The organism is Salinihabitans flavidus (assembly GCF_900110425.1).
Taxonomy (GTDB): Bacteria; Pseudomonadota; Alphaproteobacteria; order Rhodobacterales; family Rhodobacteraceae; genus Salinihabitans; species Salinihabitans flavidus.
Genome location: NZ_FODS01000016.1, coordinates 13,982 through 31,439, shown reverse-complemented (window position 1 = coordinate 31,439; position 17,458 = coordinate 13,982). Strand labels below are relative to the sequence as shown.

General features: G+C 63.3%; 19 protein-coding genes. 6 read left to right on the top strand and 13 right to left on the bottom strand.

Annotation, left to right across the window (positions count from 1 at the left end; translation table 11 throughout):
- Window position 1: 1 nt before the first annotated feature.
- The 6 genes from BMW66_RS13055 to dacB form a co-directional block, all read right to left on the bottom strand.
- Window positions 2-1,012, bottom strand: coding sequence for an ArsJ-associated glyceraldehyde-3-phosphate dehydrogenase (locus BMW66_RS13055; protein WP_093119152.1), 1,011 nt, complete (start codon window positions 1,010-1,012; stop codon window positions 2-4).
- Between the two features lie 31 nt (window positions 1,013-1,043).
- Complete coding sequence (gene arsB / locus BMW66_RS13050; RefSeq protein WP_093119151.1) at window positions 1,044-2,102, bottom strand: ACR3 family arsenite efflux transporter; 1,059 nt, start codon at window positions 2,100-2,102, stop codon at window positions 1,044-1,046.
- Entirely contained in the window at window positions 2,099-2,464 is a 366-nt protein-coding gene (locus BMW66_RS13045) for an ArsR/SmtB family transcription factor (RefSeq protein ID WP_093119150.1), read from the bottom strand. The genes arsB and BMW66_RS13045 overlap by 4 nt, the downstream gene beginning before the upstream one ends.
- A gap of 255 nt (window positions 2,465-2,719) precedes the next feature.
- Window positions 2,720-3,787, bottom strand: coding sequence for an acyl-CoA dehydrogenase family protein (locus tag BMW66_RS13040; RefSeq protein WP_093119149.1), 1,068 nt, complete (start codon window positions 3,785-3,787; stop codon window positions 2,720-2,722).
- Between the two features lie 3 nt (window positions 3,788-3,790).
- Window positions 3,791-4,975: an acyl-CoA dehydrogenase family protein gene (locus BMW66_RS13035; protein WP_093119148.1), complete on the bottom strand. Its 1,185-nt coding sequence runs from the start codon at window positions 4,973-4,975 to the stop codon at window positions 3,791-3,793.
- Between the two features lie 73 nt (window positions 4,976-5,048).
- Complete coding sequence (gene dacB, locus BMW66_RS13030) at window positions 5,049-6,539, bottom strand: D-alanyl-D-alanine carboxypeptidase/D-alanyl-D-alanine endopeptidase (RefSeq protein WP_093119147.1); 1,491 nt, start codon at window positions 6,537-6,539, stop codon at window positions 5,049-5,051.
- A gap of 111 nt (window positions 6,540-6,650) precedes the next feature.
- Here dacB and BMW66_RS13025 point away from each other — a divergent pair, with 111 nt between their 5' ends.
- Complete coding sequence (locus BMW66_RS13025) at window positions 6,651-7,499, top strand: DMT family transporter (RefSeq protein ID WP_093119146.1); 849 nt, start codon at window positions 6,651-6,653, stop codon at window positions 7,497-7,499.
- On the opposite strand, the gene BMW66_RS13020 is transcribed toward BMW66_RS13025, so the two are convergent.
- Window positions 7,461-8,039 (bottom strand): nicotinate-nucleotide adenylyltransferase, encoded by a 579-nt coding sequence (locus BMW66_RS13020; RefSeq protein ID WP_245729481.1) that lies wholly within the window; start codon window positions 8,037-8,039, stop codon window positions 7,461-7,463. The genes BMW66_RS13025 and BMW66_RS13020 overlap by 39 nt on opposite strands.
- A gap of 188 nt (window positions 8,040-8,227) precedes the next feature.
- Here BMW66_RS13020 and ettA point away from each other — a divergent pair, with 188 nt between their 5' ends.
- Complete coding sequence (gene ettA, locus BMW66_RS13015; RefSeq protein ID WP_093119144.1) at window positions 8,228-9,883, top strand: energy-dependent translational throttle protein EttA; 1,656 nt, start codon at window positions 8,228-8,230, stop codon at window positions 9,881-9,883.
- 114 nt (window positions 9,884-9,997) lie between these two features.
- Here ettA and BMW66_RS13010 read toward each other — a convergent pair whose 3' ends face one another.
- The gene (locus BMW66_RS13010; protein WP_093119143.1) at window positions 9,998-10,201 is read right to left on the bottom strand and encodes a YgaP family membrane protein; all 204 of its coding nucleotides are present in this window, start codon (window positions 10,199-10,201) and stop codon (window positions 9,998-10,000) included.
- A gap of 259 nt (window positions 10,202-10,460) precedes the next feature.
- Here BMW66_RS13010 and trhA point away from each other — a divergent pair, with 259 nt between their 5' ends.
- On the top strand, window positions 10,461-11,108 hold the full coding sequence (gene trhA, locus BMW66_RS13005) for a PAQR family membrane homeostasis protein TrhA (protein WP_093119234.1): 648 nt from the start codon (window positions 10,461-10,463) through the stop codon (window positions 11,106-11,108).
- Window positions 11,109-11,283: 175 nt separating this feature from the next.
- Here the strand turns inward: trhA and BMW66_RS13000 are convergent, their stop codons facing one another.
- From BMW66_RS13000 to BMW66_RS12985, 4 genes are all read right to left on the bottom strand, one after another.
- Complete coding sequence (locus BMW66_RS13000; protein ID WP_093119142.1) at window positions 11,284-12,066, bottom strand: redoxin domain-containing protein; 783 nt, start codon at window positions 12,064-12,066, stop codon at window positions 11,284-11,286.
- Between the two features lie 131 nt (window positions 12,067-12,197).
- A complete protein-coding gene (locus tag BMW66_RS12995; protein ID WP_093119141.1) occupies window positions 12,198-12,914 on the bottom strand; it encodes a response regulator transcription factor in 717 nt (238 codons plus the stop codon).
- Between the two features lie 271 nt (window positions 12,915-13,185).
- Complete coding sequence (locus BMW66_RS12990; protein WP_093119140.1) at window positions 13,186-13,881, bottom strand: 5-formyltetrahydrofolate cyclo-ligase; 696 nt, start codon at window positions 13,879-13,881, stop codon at window positions 13,186-13,188.
- Between the two features lies 1 nt (window position 13,882).
- The gene (locus BMW66_RS12985) at window positions 13,883-14,263 is read right to left on the bottom strand and encodes a group III truncated hemoglobin (RefSeq protein ID WP_093119139.1); all 381 of its coding nucleotides are present in this window, start codon (window positions 14,261-14,263) and stop codon (window positions 13,883-13,885) included.
- Window positions 14,264-14,423: 160 nt separating this feature from the next.
- On the opposite strand from BMW66_RS12985, the gene BMW66_RS12980 reads away from it, so the two are divergent.
- Window positions 14,424-14,852 carry an Rrf2 family transcriptional regulator gene (locus BMW66_RS12980; protein ID WP_093119138.1) on the top strand — a complete coding sequence of 143 codons (429 nt, stop codon included), beginning with the start codon at window positions 14,424-14,426 and terminating at the stop codon, window positions 14,850-14,852.
- 7 nt (window positions 14,853-14,859) lie between these two features.
- Here BMW66_RS12980 and BMW66_RS12975 read toward each other — a convergent pair whose 3' ends face one another.
- Complete coding sequence (locus BMW66_RS12975) at window positions 14,860-15,336, bottom strand: MarR family winged helix-turn-helix transcriptional regulator (RefSeq protein ID WP_093119137.1); 477 nt, start codon at window positions 15,334-15,336, stop codon at window positions 14,860-14,862.
- A 246-nt stretch (window positions 15,337-15,582) separates the two neighbouring features.
- Between BMW66_RS12975 and ectA the strand changes: the two genes are divergently transcribed.
- Together ectA and ectB are read left to right on the top strand one after the other, a co-directional pair.
- Window positions 15,583-16,116, top strand: coding sequence for a diaminobutyrate acetyltransferase (gene ectA, locus BMW66_RS12970; RefSeq protein WP_093119136.1), 534 nt, complete (start codon window positions 15,583-15,585; stop codon window positions 16,114-16,116).
- 51 nt (window positions 16,117-16,167) lie between these two features.
- Entirely contained in the window at window positions 16,168-17,457 is a 1,290-nt protein-coding gene (gene ectB / locus BMW66_RS12965; protein ID WP_093119135.1) for a diaminobutyrate--2-oxoglutarate transaminase, read from the top strand.
- Window position 17,458: the final 1 nt, after the last annotated feature.

Sequence of the window (17,458 nt, the reverse complement as noted above, 5' to 3'; positions counted from 1 at the left end):
CTCAGGCCGCGCCGCGCAGCATCCCGGCAATATCCGCCATTCGGCAGACATAGCCCCATTCATTGTCGTACCACGCATAGATCTTCACCTGCCGCTTGCCGATCACCATGGTCGAGGGGGCGTCGACAATCGCGCTGCGCGCGTCATCGGTGAAATCGCAGCTCACCAAAGGCCGCGTCTCATAGCCCAGTATCCCCCGCAGCGGCCCCTCCGACGCCTCGCGCATCAGCGCGTTGACCTCGCTCTCGCTGGTGTCGCGCGCCACCTCGAACACCATGTCCGTCAGCGAGGCGTTGAGCAACGGCACCCGCACCGCGTGCCCGCCGATCCGCCCCTCCAGATCGGGAAAGATCTGCACGATCGCCTTGGCCGATCCCGTCGTCGTCGGGATCAGCGAATTGAGCGCGGAGCGCGCCCGGCGCGGGTCCTTGTGCGCCCGGTCCGCGATGACCTGCGTGTTGGTCACGTCGTGGATGGTGGTGAAACTCGCCCGCTCGATGCCCAGATGTTCGCGCACCACCTGCACCACCGGCGCAAGGCAGTTTGTCGTGCAACTCGCCGCGGTGACGATCCGGTGCGCCGCCGGGTCAAAGATGTCGTGGTTGACGCCATAGACGATATTGGCCGCCTCGGCATCCTTCACCGGGGCCGACACCAGTACCCGCGACACGCCGGCGTCGAAATAGGGCCGGAGCGCTTCCGCGCTCTTGAACTTGCCCGAACACTCGATCACCAGATCGACGCCCATCTCGCGCAGCGGCAGATCGCCGGGGCGGCTCTCCTGCGTGAACCGGATGTCCCGCCCACCGACGGAGATCGCGCCGCCGCCAGACCCGATATGCGCGTCCCAGCGCCCGTGCACCGTGTCGAACTCCAGCAACAGCGCGTGCGTCTCCGCATCCGCGCCCGGATCGTTGAGCAGCACCAGATCGTCCGCCGCGCCGATATCGAACAGCCGCCGCACCAGCAGCTTGCCCATCCGGCCAAGCCCGTTGATCGCGATTTTCGTCATACCCATCTCCTTCGCACCGATGCGCCGTGCATCATTCTTTGGGGAACCATCCCTGCGTGCGGTTGGCAAAGGCCACCAGCGACAGCATGACAGGCACCTCGACCAGCACGCCCACCACCGTGGCCAGCGCCGCGCCCGATCCCAGACCGAACAGGCTGATCGCCACGGCGACCGCCAGCTCAAAGAAATTCGATGTCCCGATCAGCGCGCAGGGCGCCGCCACGTTGAACGGCACGCGCCAGATCCGCGCCGCGCCATAGGCGATGGCGAAAATCCCGTAGGACTGGATCAGAAGCGGCACCGCGATCAGCGCGATCACGAGCGGGCGGTCAAGGATCACCTCGCCCTGGAACCCGAACAAGAGCACCACCGTCACCAGAAGCCCCAGGACAGAGGCCGGGCGCAGCCGCTCGCGGAACGCCTCGATGGCCGCCTCGCCACCCCGGCGGGCCAGCCGCTGCCGCGTGATCAGCCCCGCCGCCAGCGGCAGCGCCACGTAGAGCGCCACCGAAAGAACCAGCGTTTCCCAGGGCACGGAAATATCGCTCACCCCCAGAAGCACCGCGACAATCGGCGCAAAGGCGAAGATCATGATCACGTCGTTCAGGCTGACCTGCACAAGCGTATAGGTGGCATCGCCCCGCGTCAGGTTCGACCAGACAAACACCATCGCCGTGCAGGGCGCCGCGCCCAGAAGGATTACACCGGCCAGATAAGCGCGCGCATCGTCGGGCGGGATCAGCCCGGCAAAGACATATTCGAAGAACAACACGCCAAGCGCGGCCATGCTGAACGGCTTGATCAGCCAGTTGACCACAAGCGTGATGATAAGCCCCTTGGGCCGCTCGCCCACACGCGACAGCGCTCCGAAATCCACACCCACCATCATCGGATAGATCATCGCCCAGATCAGCACCGCCACCGGCAGGTTGACCGAGGCGACCTCCCACGCCGCCAGCGCGGCAAAGACGCCGGGCACCAGCGTGCCAAGCGTCAGCCCCGCCGCGATGGCCAGCGCGACCCAGACCGACAGCCAGCGTTCGAAACGGCCAAGCCCAGCCGCCACGGCCTCTTGCGTGCTCTGCGTCATGATCCCTCCATCACGTTCTGATTCTGCGGAGCGCTGGCGCGGCCGACACTCTCGATCAGCGGCTGGCAAAGTTCGGGCCGCCCGCCGCAGCAATCCTGCAACAGGAACCCGATCAGGGCGCGCAGCCCGTCCAACTCGGCGCAATAGCGGATCGACCGCCCCTCGCGCCGCTTGCTCACCAACCCCGCCTGAAGCAGGATCGACAGATTGGCCGACAGCGTGTTGGCCCGCACCGAAAGCCGCTCGGCAATCTCCCCGGCCAACAAGCCGTCCTCGCCCGCCGCGATCAGATGGCGGATCACGTCAAGCCGTGTCGGCTGGCTCAGCGCCGCAAAGGCGGCCAGGGCATCATTCTTTTCCATGATTCATGAATTATGGAAATGACAGACGAACCGCAACCGCAGTTTCATGATATTTCGATGACACCCACAGCAACCCGAAACGGGCCGGGGCGGCCCCGTGCCCACCCGCCGTTTCACCCTTGAAAAATACGCGTTGCGCAACGCCCGCCCCGTTCACACCGCCCGCGAGGGCGCGAACCGCGACACCGGCACCGACGCAATACCGACGTTTTACCGACGTGATACCGAAACGGGTTTTTCCACGATTTCAGAGCGTTAACCCTGATTCGCGTATCCGGCGGCCAGGCGGCGCAAATGGTGGTCCCGATCGCCAAGCTGGGCATCGAGCATCACCAGCCGCTTGGCGTAATGCGACACCGGCGCTTCCCACGTCATCGCAATGCCGCCATGCATCTGGATTGCCTCTTCCGCCACCAGCACCGCGACCTGACCGATCAGCGCCTTGGCCATGGCAACGTGGCGACTCCGGTCCGGCTCTTTCATGCGGCTGGCGGCCAGGATGGTGATCGACCGGGCCTGCTCGATCTCCACCGCAAGATCCACGGCCCGGTGTTGCAGAACCTGAAATTTCCCAATGGGAACACCGAATTGGCGGCGAGTCTTGAGGTACTCTAGCAGCATCGCCTGCACCGCGTCCATCGCCCCCACCGCCTCCGCGCAGAGCGCCAGCGCGCCGAAATCCAACGCCTCCTGAAGGGCCGCCTCCGCATCCTCAATTAGGCAGGTCGCGGGCGTTTGCTCAAGAACCACCTCCGCCGCTCCGCCGCCGTCGATCATGCCATAAGGCAGGATCTGCGCGTCTGCGGCGTCCACCTCGTACAGGCCGATGCCGCCCCCTTCATGCCGCGCCGCGACCAAGAGGGACTCCGCAATGCCGCCGCCATAAACCACGCTTTTCCGGCCAGTTAGCCGTCCTTTTTCATGTGACGCCCGACGTCCGGAAAGACTATAAGGCGCCTCCGCCTCACCGATCGCCACCCCGTACCGCCGCGTCCCATCCAGCAACGTTTCAAGATCACTCCCCGCCGCCATCAGAAGCGGCGCCGCCATCGCCACCGGCAGCACCGGCTCGGGACAAAGCGCGCCGCCAAGCGCCTCGAACACCGCCGCGATGTCGAACCCCTCGCCGCCGAACCCGCCCGCCGCCTCAGGCGCAAGCGCCTGCAACACGCCCAGTTCCGCCAGCGCGCGCCAGCGGTCCGGGTCATGGAACGGCGCGGCGTAGGCCACCGCGTTGCGATGCAAAATATCATAGTTTTCAGACAGGTAGCGCCGCAGCATATCCTGAAGCATCTGCCTGTCGTCGCTCATCTCGAACTGCATGGCTCAAAGCTCCAGTAGGGTCTTGGCAAGAATGTTGCGCTGAATCTCGTTCGACCCGCCATAGACGGAAATCTTGCGCATGTTGAAATAAACCGCCGCGTCATGTTCATGCTCGGGTGGCACCAGCCCGAGGTTGTCCGGCAGCGTGCCCGGCAGCGCCGCCGCCCCCGGCCCCAGCGCCCGCCGCGACAGATCGGTGAGCGCCTGCCGAATCAGCGTGCCCTTGATCTTCAACATGGAGCTTTCCGGCCCCGGTGCCCCGGTTTTGTCGGCTTTGGACAACATACGCAGGTTCGTGATGCGCAATGCAGCCAGATCCGTTTCGATTTGTGCAAGTCGCGTGGCGAACCATTCCGCCTCCGAAAGCGGCTTTCCGTCCCGCGTCACCTCCTGCGCCAGCTTTTTCAACGCCTCGAACGCCTGCATCGAGAAGCCGATCCCCGCGATATTGGTGCGCTCGTGCAAAAGCAGGTATTTGGCGATGGTCCAGCCCATGTTCTCCTCGCCCACAAGGTTCTCGGCGGGCACCCGGACATCGGTGAAGAACACCTCGTTGACCTCATGCCCCCCTTCGATCAGGCGAATGGGCCGCATCTCGATGCCCGGCGTGTCCAGATCGACAAGGATGAAGCTGATCCCCTGCTGCGGCTTTCCCTCCCAGGAGGTTCTAACCAAACAGAAAATCCGGTTCGCGTATTGCCCCAGCGTGGTCCATGTCTTCTGTCCGTTGATCACATAATGATCGCCCTCGCGCACCGCTTTCGTCTTCAGACTGGCCAGATCCGACCCCGCACCCGGCTCCGAATAGCCCTGGCACCACCAGTCCTCGCAGCTCAGGATGCGCGGCAGATATGCCTCCTGCTGCGCCGGGCTGCCGAACTTGATCAGCACCGGGCCAAGCATGTTGGGCCCGAAGGGCACGATCCGCGGCGCGCAGGCCAGCGCGCATTCCTCCTCGAAGATATGCCGCTCCACCGCGCCCCAGCCGGGCCCGCCAAACGCCTTGGGCCATGTCACGCCAAGCCAGCCCTGCCGCGACAGGATGCGGTGCCAGCGGTCCATGTCCTCGCGGCTCAGCGGGCGGTTGCCGCGCACCTTCCCGGCAAGATCCTCGGGCAAATTGTCACGCAGGAACGCGCGCACCTGCCCTTGAAAGGCCTGTTCGGCGGGGCTGCAACTCAGGTCCATGTCGATGCTTCCTCCAGTCCCAACGATGGTGGGGCGCTACCGCCCGGCAATCAAGCCTGACGCAACGACTCCCCTAGCTGCTGTAAACCGCGCCCCAGCGTTCAATCAGTTTTTGCTGAAGCTGCTTCGCCTTCCGGTTCCAGACGCGCGCGCCGGGGGGGCGTTCGCGCGCTTCGCGCGGGATCGCGGCGCGCGTCTCGGTATCGGCGACAAAGATAGCGAAGGCCAGATCGGTGCCGCCCGTTCCCTTCATGTAGCCGGCAAGCCCGCTCACGAAGTTGAGCGTACCGGTCTTGGCCTGCACCTCGACGGGGTGCGATTTGTCCGGCCGCCCGTTCGCATCCCGAAGCACGAAAGGCTTCATCAACGGGCGTAGCCGCTCTTCGCGGCTCACCGCCGCAAGGGCCGCGGCCATCTCTCCGGCATGCAGACGCGAGGCATCGCCCAGCCCCGAATGATCGACCAGCGCCGCGTTTGTCATGCCCAGCCGCTCCGCCGCCCAGGCGCTCATGTGCGCCGCAGATTGTGCCAGCCCATCGGGCGCAAGCCCGCGCGCGCGCGTCGCCGAAAGCCCCACCATCTCTGCGGTAATGTTGGTGGAGTATTTCATCATGTCCCGAAGGATAGAGAGTAGATCGACGCTTCGGTGCCGCGCCAGAACGGTGCCGCCGGGACGCGAGGCCACCACCTCAGGCGGCTCAAGAACAATACCGTTGGACCGCGCCAGCACCTGCATCACCTCGCCCGCGTAAACCTCGGGCCGCCGCACCGGAAGCCAGCGTGCCCCGCCGTTGCCAAGCGCGCCGCTGGCCACCGTCCAGTGATCGCGCCCGTCCCTGTCAGCATAGGTATAGACAGGCGTGGTGCGGTCCTTGACCTGCATCCGCGCGACCTCCACCCCCGGACGATAACGGCCGGATCGCGCGTCCATCTGCACGCTCCATCCCGACTCGGCCCGTGACCATTCGAAATGCACCCGGTTGAAATTGAGTGCCAGCCCGGAAATCGCGGGGCTGTATCCCACGTGTTCGGGCTGCCCGGGGTCGATCGTCCGCACCGACGGCAGCGCCCCGCCCCAGATCAGGAACCGCCCCGTCACCTCATGGATTCCCTGCGCCTTCAGGCTCTGCGCCAGCCCCGCGAGATCATCTGTGTCAAGTGTCGGATCGCCGCCTCCTGCGAGTACCAGATCGCCCTTCAGGCGCCCGTTCTCCACCGGGCCGGTGCCGATCAGGATGGTCTCGAACCGATGATCGGCGCCCAATGTGTCCAGCGCGTAAAGCGAGGTGATCGCCTTGGTCACACTCGCCGGCGGCAGACCGGTTCGTGGCGAGTGTCCTTCCAGTATCCGCCCGCTTTTCACCTCCGCGACCGCGAAACTCACCCGCCCGCTCAACCCGGCCTGCGACAGGATCTCCCCGGCCTCGGGCACCGCCCCGCGGGCCACCTGGCCGGGCCGCAAATGCGGACGCAGCGAGACCTGCGGCGCATTGGCCAGCGCCGCGCCCGCAACGCCGGAAAACAGACCGCCAAGAATGAAACGCCGGGAAAATCTTTTCGACATGCGCAAAGGTTAACCCCACGGTTTCCCCACGCACAAGGGCGCATCGCAGTCTTTTGACCGACCCGTCCGCGTGCTAAGGCTCAATTCCGCCCACCCTGAGGATTCCCGCGCATGGTTCAGGCTCTTCTCATCATGTTCGTCGCCATGTCGCTGATCCCGGCGGGGGATACGGCGGGCAAGCTGCTGACCACCGTCCACGGCGCCTCGCCGGTCTTTGTGGCCTGGACCCGGTTCCTGCTTGGCGGGCTGGCCGCGCTTGTGATCGCGCGGCCCGGCTGGGCGCGAATCTTCCTCGACTGGCGGATCTGGATGCGCTCGCTGCTGCTGCTGGGCGGCATCACCTCGATCCAGACCGCGCTGACCACGGCGCCTGTCGCCAGCGCCTTCGCCGCCTTTTTCATCGGCCCGATCTTCAGCTACGCGCTCTCCGTCGTGCTCCTGCGAGAGCAGGTCACACCGCTGCGCACCGCACTGATGGCGCTGGGGTTCGTCGGCGTGCTCGTCGTGGTGCGTCCGGGCTTCGGGGCAGAGCCGGGGCTTGGCTTTGCGCTGCTGGCGGGGCTGTTCTACGGCGCCTTCCTGACCGCGGGCCGCTGGATGGCGGGAATCGCCCGCCCCCGCGCGCTGATGGCAGCGCAGTTCCTGATCCCCGCGCTGCTTCTCACGCCCTTCGGGCTCACGACGCAGATGCCCGACCTCTCGCCCACAACCGCCGGGCTGACGCTGGCCAGCGCGTTATGTTCGATGGGGGGCAACCTGCTGCTTTTCACCGCCTATGGTCGCGCGGGGGCCAGCGTCCTTGCGCCCTTCGTCTATTTTCAACTGATCGCCGCGACCGGGCTGGGCTGGCTTGTATTCTCCGATCTGCCCGACGCGCTCACTTGGGCGGGGCTGGCGATTATCGTCGGGGCGGGCGCGGGCTCAGCCCTCGCCGCCCGGCCAGGCCCCCGACGCGCGTAGCGCCGTGGAGCTGAGATCGACCATCGGCACATTGACGAAACACCACGCCGGCGCCTCGGCCCGCGCCAGAAGACGGCTCTCGCCAGCCCGCAGCCGCGCCCGCCGATAGATCAGCGCCGCCGGTGCCGTGCGCGCGCGCGTGCGCGCCCCGGGCCGGGCCAGAACACCGACCGGCACCCGCTCCATGATCTCGCGCCAGTCTTTCCACAAATGAAACTGCGCCAGATTGTCCGCCCCCATCAGCCAGACGAACCGCACACCGGGGTGGGCGGTCTGAATCGCCGCGATCGTCTGTGCGGTATAGCGGGTGCCGGCCCGCGCCTCGAAATCGCTGACCGCGACGCGCGGATGGCGCATCATCTCGCGCGCCGCCGCCATGCGCCGCTCCAGCGTCGCCGGCCCGGCGCGTTTGAGGGGGTTGCCCGGGCTGACCAGCCACCACACCCGGTCCAGCCCGAAGACCTTGAGCGCCTCGCGCGTGATATGCACATGCCCCGCGTGCGGCGGATCGAACGATCCGCCGAGCAGCCCCACACTCATGCCGGGACGGGCATATGGCACAGTATCGAACACGCGCGCTCCCTCAAACCGGGCCACATTCATCGCGGCGGGTCGGAAATGTCAATGAAAAGCGTGCGATAGCCGCCCCCGGCGCGCCCGCTTGCAGCCCTATCCGATCCACGATAGGTACACCCGGATTTCCACATGAGCGAGCGGACCAAACGGACATGGCTTCATACCAGTACGTCTATCACATGCAGGGTGTCTCGAAGACCTATCCCGGCGGCAAGAAATGCTTCGAGGACATCCACCTGAACTTCCTGCCGGGGGTCAAGATCGGCGTGGTCGGGGTCAACGGCTCGGGTAAATCCACGCTCATGCGGATCATGGCCGGGATCGACACCGACTACAGCGGAGAGGCATGGGCCGCCACCGGCGCGCGCGTGGGCTATCTCCCGCAGGAGCCGGAACTCGACGGAAGCCTGAACGTGCGTGAGAACGTGATGCTCGGCGTGGCCGAAAAGAAGGCCAAACTCGACCGCTTCAACGAACTGGCGATGAACTATTCCGACGAGACCGCCGACGAGATGGCAGAGCTTCAGGACGAGATCGACAGCCAGAACCTGTGGGATCTCGACAGCCAGATCGATGTCGCGCTGGAGGCGCTGCGCTGCCCGCCCGACGACGCCGATGTCGCCACGCTCTCAGGCGGCGAAAAGCGCCGCGTCGCGCTGTGCAAGCTGCTGCTGGACGCGCCCGACATGCTGCTTCTCGACGAGCCGACCAACCACCTCGACGCGGAAACCATCGCTTGGCTGCAACAGCATCTGATCGAGTATAAGGGCACGATCCTGATCGTCACCCACGACCGCTATTTCCTCGACGACATCACAAGCTGGATTCTCGAACTCGACCGCGGCCGCGGCATCCCCTACGAGGGCAATTATTCCGCATGGCTGGAACAGAAAGCCAAGCGGCTGGAGCAGGAATCGCGCGAGGACAAGTCCAAACAGAAGACGCTACAGCGGGAACTGGAATGGATCCGGCAGGGCGCCAAGGCCCGGCAGGCCAAGCAGAAGGCCCGGATCAACAGCTACAACGAACTGGCCAACCAGTCGGAGCGCGAGAAGATGGCGCGCGCCCAGATCATCATTCCCAACGGCCCGCGCCTTGGCCAGAAGGTGATCGACGTGGACGGCCTGTCCAAGCACATGGGCGACAAGCTGCTGATCGAGGATCTGTCGTTCTCGCTGCCGCCCGGCGGTATTGTCGGCGTGATCGGCCCCAACGGCGCGGGCAAATCCACGCTGTTCCGGATGCTCACCGGACAGGAGGCCCCCGACACCGGCGCGATCGACTATGGCGACACGGTGAAACTGGCCTATGTCGATCAGTCGCGCGATGACCTGAAGGACAATGAAACCGTGTGGGAGGCGATCTCGGGCGGCTCCGAAGTCATCCAACTGGGCGACGCGCAGATGAACTCCCGCGCCTATTGCTCGGCCTTCAACTTCAAGGGCGGCGATCAGCAGAAGAAACTCTCGCTTCTGTCAGGCGGGGAGCGTAATCGCGTCCACATGGCGCGGCTTCTGAAAGAGGGCGGCAACGTCATCCTGCTCGACGAGCCGACCAACGATCTGGATGTGGAGACGCTGCGCGCGCTCGAGGATGCGCTTGTCGATTTCGCCGGCTGCGCGGTGGTCATCTCGCACGACCGCTTCTTCCTCGACCGGATCTGCACCCATATTCTCGCCTTCGAGGGCGAGGCACATGTCGAATGGTTCCAGGGCAACTTCGAGGATTACGAAGAGGACAAGAAACGCCGCCTCGGCACCGACTCGCTCGAACCCAAGCGGATCAAGTACAAGAAGTTCTCACGCTGAAACGACACGGTAAAAGCCCCGCCAATGGTGGGGCTTTTGTCATGCCGGGCACCTGACACGCCGAACCGTGAGGCGCCTGCCAACTCACCTTTGTCAGGCGGGCGGGCGCGGCACCTATTCGAAGGCGCAGCCACCCTTCACGCCGAACTTGCGGAAGATCGTCGCGGCGGGGCAGAACCCGGTAAAGGAAGACTGGATCAGGTTGGCCCCGATAAAGACAGTCAGCCACATCCAGAGCGGCGACACCCAGACGGTCAGCGCCACGCTCAAAAGAATCATGAAGCCCGCAAAACACATAACGGCACGGTCGATGGTCATTTGCTCGTTCCCTTGATCACACGGGCCGGACCATTCCCGCCCCCGTTTGACAGCAATATAGGCCACTCGCGAAATACATTCAATATAGAGAATATTTAGCCACCTGCGCTTCAGCGCGCTTGCCGCACTGCCCTTGGAAGGAAACCAGCACACCATTCCACATCTACCCGGCGCGCCCCGGCGCATGACCGAAGGTCATCGCATCTTGCCGCATGCCAACACGCGGGTTATCTTGCATGTCTGCAACCATTGGACTTTCATGCCCCTCTCCATCTCCCGACGCTCGGCCTACAGCCGCGCGGAAACCGTCTCTGATGCCGCCGTTCACATTACGGGGATGGCGCTTATTGCGCTGGCGGTTCCGGCGCTGATCATCCTGACGACACAGATCCGCAGCGACGCCCCGGCCCTAGTTGCGGTCAGCGTCTATGGCGCGGCGCTTGCCGCGATGATCTTTTTCTCGGCGCTCTACAATCTCAACCAGACCGGGCCGATGCGCTGGCTGCTTCGACGGCTGGATCACGCCGCCATCTATCTGAAGATCGCCGGCACATTCACGCCCTTTACGCTTCTGTCCGGACAGGGCGCGGCGCTGACAGTCGGACTATGGGGCACGGCACTGCTCGGGGTGGGGCTGAAGCTGATTTCCCCTTCTCGCTGGCGCTGGTTCACGCTTGCGCTCTATCTCGGCATGGGCTGGGGCGGAGTCGTGGCGGGGCAGGCAATCTTTGCCGAATTGCCGTGGTATGTCATTGCCCTCATGGCGGGGGGCGGTGGCCTCTATACCATCGGCGTGGCCTTCTACCTGTGGGAAGGCTTGCCGTTCCACTATACCATCTGGCACCTGTTCGTGCTGACCGCCAGCCTGTTGTTCTATACCGCCGTGGTTCTGCTCGTGCTGCTCTGACCGCCACGACCCGCACAGCCAACGGCCATTTCTTGACGATTCCTTACCGAACGCCCTGTTAATGGTGGGTCCGACAAAAACGGTACCGACGCGATACCGACAAAATACCGACGTTTTACCGACATGGGTTTTTCAGGATTAACAAGGGGTTGAGGTGATTCGTCCCGCCCGCGCCTCACCCTCCGGTGTCCGACAGGTTATCGGCGCAACGCACGCCATGGCCCACCGGCATTCTGACCGATCCGCTCTGCGCGCAGCAGGCCACGCGAAGGTAGGGCAGAATTTCAAGAATCCGAAGCTCCGGAACACGGCGCGCCCGCGCCTCAACCTCGGTGTCGGGCACAATCAGGCAATCGCCCTCTTCCCAGTCCGAGGGTGTCGCAAATCCGGTCGACTCGTGCATCTGAATCGCACGGATCACGCGCAAGACCTCTTCGGAATTACGTCCTACGAACATTGGATATTCCGAAATCAGGCGGATCTTCAGATCCGGCCCGACCACAAAGGATTTTCGGATCATATGATCGCCGGCTTCCTTCTGGTGCAACATTCCGAAGCAGCGAGACAACTCCAGCGACGGGTCCTCCGCACACGGCCAGTCAATCGTGACGCCGAAAGTTTCTTCCATCTCGCAATGCCAGTCGAACTGATCCTCGACGGAGGAACCGGTTAGCGTCAAATGGCGGATATCATGGCGCGCGAAGGTGTCGCGCAGACCTGCAAAGGCAGCGATTTCGGTGGTGCAGACCGGCGAAAAGGCAACCGGGTGGCTGAACAGATGGGTCCAATGCCCTTCTGCGTAGTCCCAGAACCGGATATCTCCGCGGGTCGTGCGCACGGTGAAATCGGGAAAAATATCACCGATCTGCGGCTGCCAGCGCACACTTCTACGATACTCTCTTGGCAGATGGACCTGCTGGCCGGTGCTGGAGCGCGGAGCGAAAAATTGAATGCTCATGGCTGAAGTATTCCTTGATTGCCTTCAGATCAGCCTGCTCGCCTTATCCGGTCCTAATGTGGCCTAGTTCTCTAAAGATGTATAAATTTCTCGTGATTGCATCACGAAGAATTTCCGCAAGACTCCAGCGTCTAATCTGACAGGATATACCCGCGTCCGTGGATGGTCTTGATGACCTCCAGACCCTGACCATTCTCGAACAGTTTGCGCCTGATCCGACTGATCAATCCATCAATGCTGCGATGGTCGATCGGAGACCGTTCGCCGCGCATGCTCCGTGAGATCTCATCTCGCGTCATCACCATGTTCCGGTTTTCCACCAGAACGTTGAGCAGGTCAAACTCCAACGTGGTCAGCGACACGGTCTGGCCCGCCGGGTCAATCACTCTGCGTCTCCGGGGGTCCAGAAGGAAACCGTGGAACTCAAGCTCTTCACGGATGACCTCATCCTGGTTCGGCATCGCCACAGTCATCCGGCGCAGAAGCGCACGAACACGCGCACGCAACTCACGCACCCGAAACGGCTTCAAAATATAATCATCCGCCCCGAGTTCGAGACCGATGATTCTGTCGGTCTCATCACCGTGACCGGTAATGATGATGATACCCACGTCGGATTCGCGGCGAATGTCGAGAGCAAGCTCCATGCCGTTGCCGTCAGGAACAAGCACATCAATAATCAACAGGTCGAACGCGGCGGATGCGAACTCCCGCTTGGCTTCATTGCAGTTTTCGGTCGCCACAACCTCATAGCCATCCTCCCGAAGACCCTCCACGATAAGAGCGCCCACCTTCGGATCATCCTCAAGGACCAGAATCCTGCGTGTTCGATGTTCTTCTGCCATCATTTCTCGTTCGCGCTTTGGCAAGAATCTGAGCGACTCATTCAAAGCCGCTTGCCCATCAACTTGCAATTTTGACACACTATCTCGATTGCCCCCCGGCCACAACCAGAAGTGTATGCATACGGCGAAACGTCACCTATGATTTACGAACTGGGCGCGTCCGCGACGCCTTCTCCACGCGCGCACACTGACCGGACATGGGCGGCACGGTGGGAACTGGACGGATGACACAATCCCCATTGCCCCGTGCACTCATGGTTTGTCGTTGCAAGCCCTACGCGGCGGGCTCCACCTGCACCCCGGCCTCGGTGACAATCGCGGCCATCGGGATGTCATGCGGTTGAGGATAGATGGTCGCAAGCCGCGCCGCCTGCACGCCCACGCCAATGACAAGCGGTCGTGGATCGAGCACCGCAAGCGTGCGGTCGAAATACCCGCCGCCATAGCCGAGGCGATACCCCGAATCGTCCCAGCCGACCAGCGGGGCAAGCACAATCTCCGGCACCAGCGCCTTCGCCTCGGGTGCGGGCACCGGGATGTTCCAATGCCCCCGTATCATCGTTTCGCCCGGGGCCCATGCGCGAAAGACAAGGGGCGTGGCGCGCCTTTCCACCACCGGCAGGGCGATCCGCGCGCCGCGCGCATGCAGCGCGCCAAGCCACGGCCGCAGATCCGGCTCCGCCTTGATCGGCCAGTAGCCGGAAATCACACGGCCCGACACATCCCCGCAGCGATCGGAAAGAAGCTGGTCCAGATGCGCGACAAGCACCTCCGCCACGCGGCCGCGCCCCGCCACCGACTGCGCGTTGCGATGATCCAGAAGCCGCTTCCGTTCTGCCTTGCGCCAGCGCGCCACATCCACCGCCTGCTGGGGATCGCTCCCGCCCGGTCCAAAATACCCCGGCGTCACCTCCGCCGCCAGACAGGGCGGGGAGGCATAGCCCCTCTTGCTCGTCTCGTTGTGGCTCATGTCAAAGCGCCGGAACACCGCCTCGGGCGTCGCGCGTCGCCATATGCAGCGACCGGGCGATGCGTTCGGCCCGTGCGATCAGATGCGCCGCCCCCTCCGGCGGGCAAAGCTCACGCGCGGTTTGCCGAAACAGCGCCAGCCAGCGTTCGAAATGCGCCCACTCCACAGGAAGCCCCGCATGCGCCGGCACAGGTGCGCCATGATAGCGCCCGGTCATCAGCGCAACGGAGGACCAGAAATCGACCATCTTCGCCAGATGCGGCCCCCAGTCGGTGATCCGCTCGGCAAAGATCGGGCCCAGCATCGCGTCGCGCCGTACCTTGTCGTAGAAACCATGCACCAGATCGTGCAGCATCTGCTCGCTGAGCCCCGTGCGCGCCATGAGATCGGACGTCTGTTCAGGACGCACGGTCCGAATCGGCGGGATCGGGGGGCGTGGTGCGGCGTGGGACATGCGGCCTCTCGACGAACAGGGGTTGGCCTTCAGAAGTATTTCACCTAATAAGTATTGTAAATACCATTTACGACCGAAAGGCTGCCAAATGCGTCTTACCTCCTTCACCGATTACGGGCTGCGCGCGCTCATGCGCATGGCCAGCGCACCCGAGCGCGGATTCTCCACCGCCGAATTGTCCGAGGAATTCGACTTGTCGCGCCATCACCTGAGCAAGATCATGCAGCGGCTGGCACAGGGCGGTATCGTCACCACCCGGCGCGGCGGCGGCGGTGGCGCAATGCTCGCCCGACCGCCCGCACAAATCGGTCTGGGCGATCTCGTGCGGCTTCTGGAACAGGATCAGGCATTGGTGGCCTGCTTCGGGCCGGTTCCGGGCGCCTGTACGATCGAGGGATGTTGCCGGCTGAAGGCGCGGCTTCGTTCGGCGGAACGGGCGTTTCTGGCCGATCTGGACCGCTCGACGTTGGCCGACATCGCGCTGCCGGCAACACAGGCGTCCACGCCGGTGGCATGACATTCTGTCAACTCGGCTTGCGGAAATCGCCCATATCAAGCACCGGCGCCGCGTCGAGCTCTCCCGCGTCCAGCATCGCCGCGACCCTCTCCAGCGAGGCCACGAGCATCGCCTGCTCCCAATCTTCCAGCGCCTCGAACTTGCGCACGTAGCGTTGTTGCAGCGCATCAGGCGCATCCTCGATCGTCGCCTGACCTTTCGGCGTCAGCACGATATTGGTCTGCCGGCGGTCCGTCTGCGATCTTTGCCGCTCCACCATGCCCTGATGAACCAGCTTGTCCACCAGCGACGTGACAGTGGCCTGCGACACCCGCATCCGTACCGAGATTTCCTTGGCGGTGCAGGTGCCCTTTTCCGCGACAAGTTGCAGCACGCGGAACTGAACTGCCGTCAGACCTGCCGCCTGCGCAAGCTGTTTTCCAAACAGTTCGGTGGCGCGTAAAATACGTCGCAGGGCGATCAGGCTGATATCGGTGCGGTCCATGCGGGCTCCTGTCACGGGATGCCGCGTATGTTGGCAGAGGCCGATGTTAGGTTCAATTCTCAAACAGACACCTCTGTTTCTTGGCTTGCTAAACGTTTCAGTTAGCCTAAGTAAATGAAAAGCGGCTGAAAAACAAGGGCTATAGGCGGATTCTGGCAAACCGGGGAAGAATATTGCTTAGTCCCTTGAAATTTTCCTCTAGTTGTTTTACTTAGCTACCCGAAGCAACAGGAGGCCCTTGGTCGCATGAAACTTGCAATCCACAACCCGCTTGATCGCACCACCGTGCTGCGCAAACCCACTGCAGAGGACGGCGCCGATATCTGGGATCTGATCCAGGCGTGCAAGCCACTCGACGAGAATTCCATGTACTGCAACCTGCTCCAGGCAGATCACTTTCGTGATACCTGCGTGATCGCGGAGCGTGATGGAAAGATTCTGGGTTGGATTTCCGCCTATCTGGTGCCTGATGATGCCGAGAAGGTCTTTGTTTGGCAGGTCGCAGTGTCTGAGCAGGCGCGTGGCCTCGGGCTTGGCTCACGGATGCTGCAACATCTACTGGAACGCACGGAATGCAAGGACGTCAAGTCGCTGCAAACCACAATCACGCTCGACAACGAGGCGTCCTGGGCCCTGTTTCGCCGCTTTGCCGACAAGAACGACGGCGAGCTTACCCATGAGCCGCACTTCAAGCGCAATGACCATTTCGGCGGTCAGCACGCGACCGAGCACATGGTCACAATCTCACTGCGCGAAGAGAAGATGCGCAAGGCCGCCTGAGCCATGCAGCGTCCGCCCGTGCTTAACACTCCCATTCCGGAAGGAAATCCCATGTCGACTGACACGTCAGCCGAAATTGCCATTTTCAAACGCCGCGAATCGGAGGCCCGCAGCTACTGCCGCGGCTTCGAAAAGGTCTTCACCTCCGCCAAGGGGTCGGAAATGTCCGACAGCGATGGTCGTAGCTATATCGACTTTCTCGCTGGCTGCTCCTCGCTGAACTACGGTCACAACGACCCGGACATGAAAGAGGCGCTGATGGAGCATGTGGCCTCCGACGGCCTCGCCCACGCGCTCGATCTGCACACCAATGTGAAGGCCGATCTGCTCGACGCGTTCGAAACGCATATCCTCAAGCCTCGCGATCTCGACTACCGCGTGATGTTCACCGGCCCGACCGGCGCCAACGCCGTCGAGGCGGCGATGAAACTTGCGCGCAAGGTGACGGGCCGCAGCAACATTGTGGCATTCACCAACGGCTTTCACGGTGTGACGCTGGGCGCTCTCGCCGCGACCGGCAACAGCTATCACCGCGGCGCCGCGGGCACCACGATGGGCGGCGTCACGCGCATGCCTTATGACAGCTACATGGGCGAGGGCTGCGACACCACGCAATTCCTCGAGGCCATGCTCGGCGACAAGTCGAGCGGTATGGACGCCCCCGCCGCGATCATTCTTGAAACCGTTCAGGGCGAAGGCGGGCTCAACGCCGCGAGCCCCGAATGGGTGAAGCGCGTGGCCGAACTGGCAGAAGAAAACGGCGCGCTGCTGATCGTCGATGACATTCAGGCCGGCTGCGGCCGCACCGGCAGCTTCTTCTCCTTCGAGGAGATGGGTATCAAGCCGGACATCGTGACGATGGCCAAGTCTGTCTCCGGCTTCGGCCTGCCGATGGCGCTGATGCTGACCAAGCCCGAACACGACATCTTCGGCCCGGCCGAACACAACGGCACTTTCCGGGGCAACACCCACGCCTTCGTCACCGCGAAAGTCGCGATCGAGAAGTTCTGGGCCGACGACAGCTTTCAAAAGGACGTGCAGAAAAAGGCCGACATCCTGACCGAGGCGCTGCAAGCCCTGGCAGACATGGTTCCGGGGGCAAAACTCAAGGGCCGCGGCATGATGCAGGGCGTCGATGTCGGCTCGGGTGAGTTGGCCGGCGAAATCTGCGCCCGCGCCTTCAAGAAGGGCTTGATCATCGAGACATCGGGCCCCAATGATCAGGTGGTCAAGGTGCTCGCCCCCCTCACCACGCCGGAAGACCTCTTCCGCAAGGGGCTGAACATCATGCTCGACGCGGCACGCGACGCGACCACGGCAACCAGATACGCAGCGGAGTAAC

Bases quoted from the DNA above. Each gene is read 5' to 3' on its own strand.
- trhA (WP_093119234.1), top strand. From the start codon at position 10,461: ATGCCCCTCTCCATCTCCCGACGCTCGGCCTACAGCCGCGCGGAAACC.
- BMW66_RS13000 (WP_093119142.1), bottom strand. From the start codon at position 12,066: ATGAGCATTCAATTTTTCGCTCCGCGCTCCAGCACCGGCCAGCAGGTC.
- BMW66_RS12980 (WP_093119138.1), top strand. From the start codon at position 14,424: ATGCGTCTTACCTCCTTCACCGATTACGGGCTGCGCGCGCTCATGCGC.
- ectB (WP_093119135.1), top strand. From the start codon at position 16,168: ATGTCGACTGACACGTCAGCCGAAATTGCCATTTTCAAACGCCGCGAA.
- ettA (WP_093119144.1), top strand. From the start codon at position 8,228: ATGGCTTCATACCAGTACGTCTATCACATGCAGGGTGTCTCGAAGACC.
- BMW66_RS13035 (WP_093119148.1), bottom strand. From the start codon at position 4,975: ATGGACCTGAGTTGCAGCCCCGCCGAACAGGCCTTTCAAGGGCAGGTG.
- BMW66_RS13055 (WP_093119152.1), bottom strand. From the start codon at position 1,012: ATGACGAAAATCGCGATCAACGGGCTTGGCCGGATGGGCAAGCTGCTG.
- BMW66_RS12975 (WP_093119137.1), bottom strand. From the start codon at position 15,336: ATGGACCGCACCGATATCAGCCTGATCGCCCTGCGACGTATTTTACGC.
- arsB (WP_093119151.1), bottom strand. From the start codon at position 2,102: ATGACGCAGAGCACGCAAGAGGCCGTGGCGGCTGGGCTTGGCCGTTTC.
- BMW66_RS13045 (WP_093119150.1), bottom strand. From the start codon at position 2,464: ATGGAAAAGAATGATGCCCTGGCCGCCTTTGCGGCGCTGAGCCAGCCG.
- BMW66_RS13025 (WP_093119146.1), top strand. From the start codon at position 6,651: ATGGTTCAGGCTCTTCTCATCATGTTCGTCGCCATGTCGCTGATCCCG.
- BMW66_RS13010 (WP_093119143.1), bottom strand. From the start codon at position 10,201: ATGACCATCGACCGTGCCGTTATGTGTTTTGCGGGCTTCATGATTCTT.
- BMW66_RS12990 (WP_093119140.1), bottom strand. From the start codon at position 13,881: ATGAGCCACAACGAGACGAGCAAGAGGGGCTATGCCTCCCCGCCCTGT.
- dacB (WP_093119147.1), bottom strand. From the start codon at position 6,539: ATGTCGAAAAGATTTTCCCGGCGTTTCATTCTTGGCGGTCTGTTTTCC.
- BMW66_RS13040 (WP_093119149.1), bottom strand. From the start codon at position 3,787: ATGCAGTTCGAGATGAGCGACGACAGGCAGATGCTTCAGGATATGCTG.
- BMW66_RS12995 (WP_093119141.1), bottom strand. From the start codon at position 12,914: ATGATGGCAGAAGAACATCGAACACGCAGGATTCTGGTCCTTGAGGAT.
- ectA (WP_093119136.1), top strand. From the start codon at position 15,583: ATGAAACTTGCAATCCACAACCCGCTTGATCGCACCACCGTGCTGCGC.
- BMW66_RS13020 (WP_245729481.1), bottom strand. From the start codon at position 8,039: ATGAGTGTGGGGCTGCTCGGCGGATCGTTCGATCCGCCGCACGCGGGG.
- BMW66_RS12985 (WP_093119139.1), bottom strand. From the start codon at position 14,263: ATGGCGCGCACGGGGCTCAGCGAGCAGATGCTGCACGATCTGGTGCAT.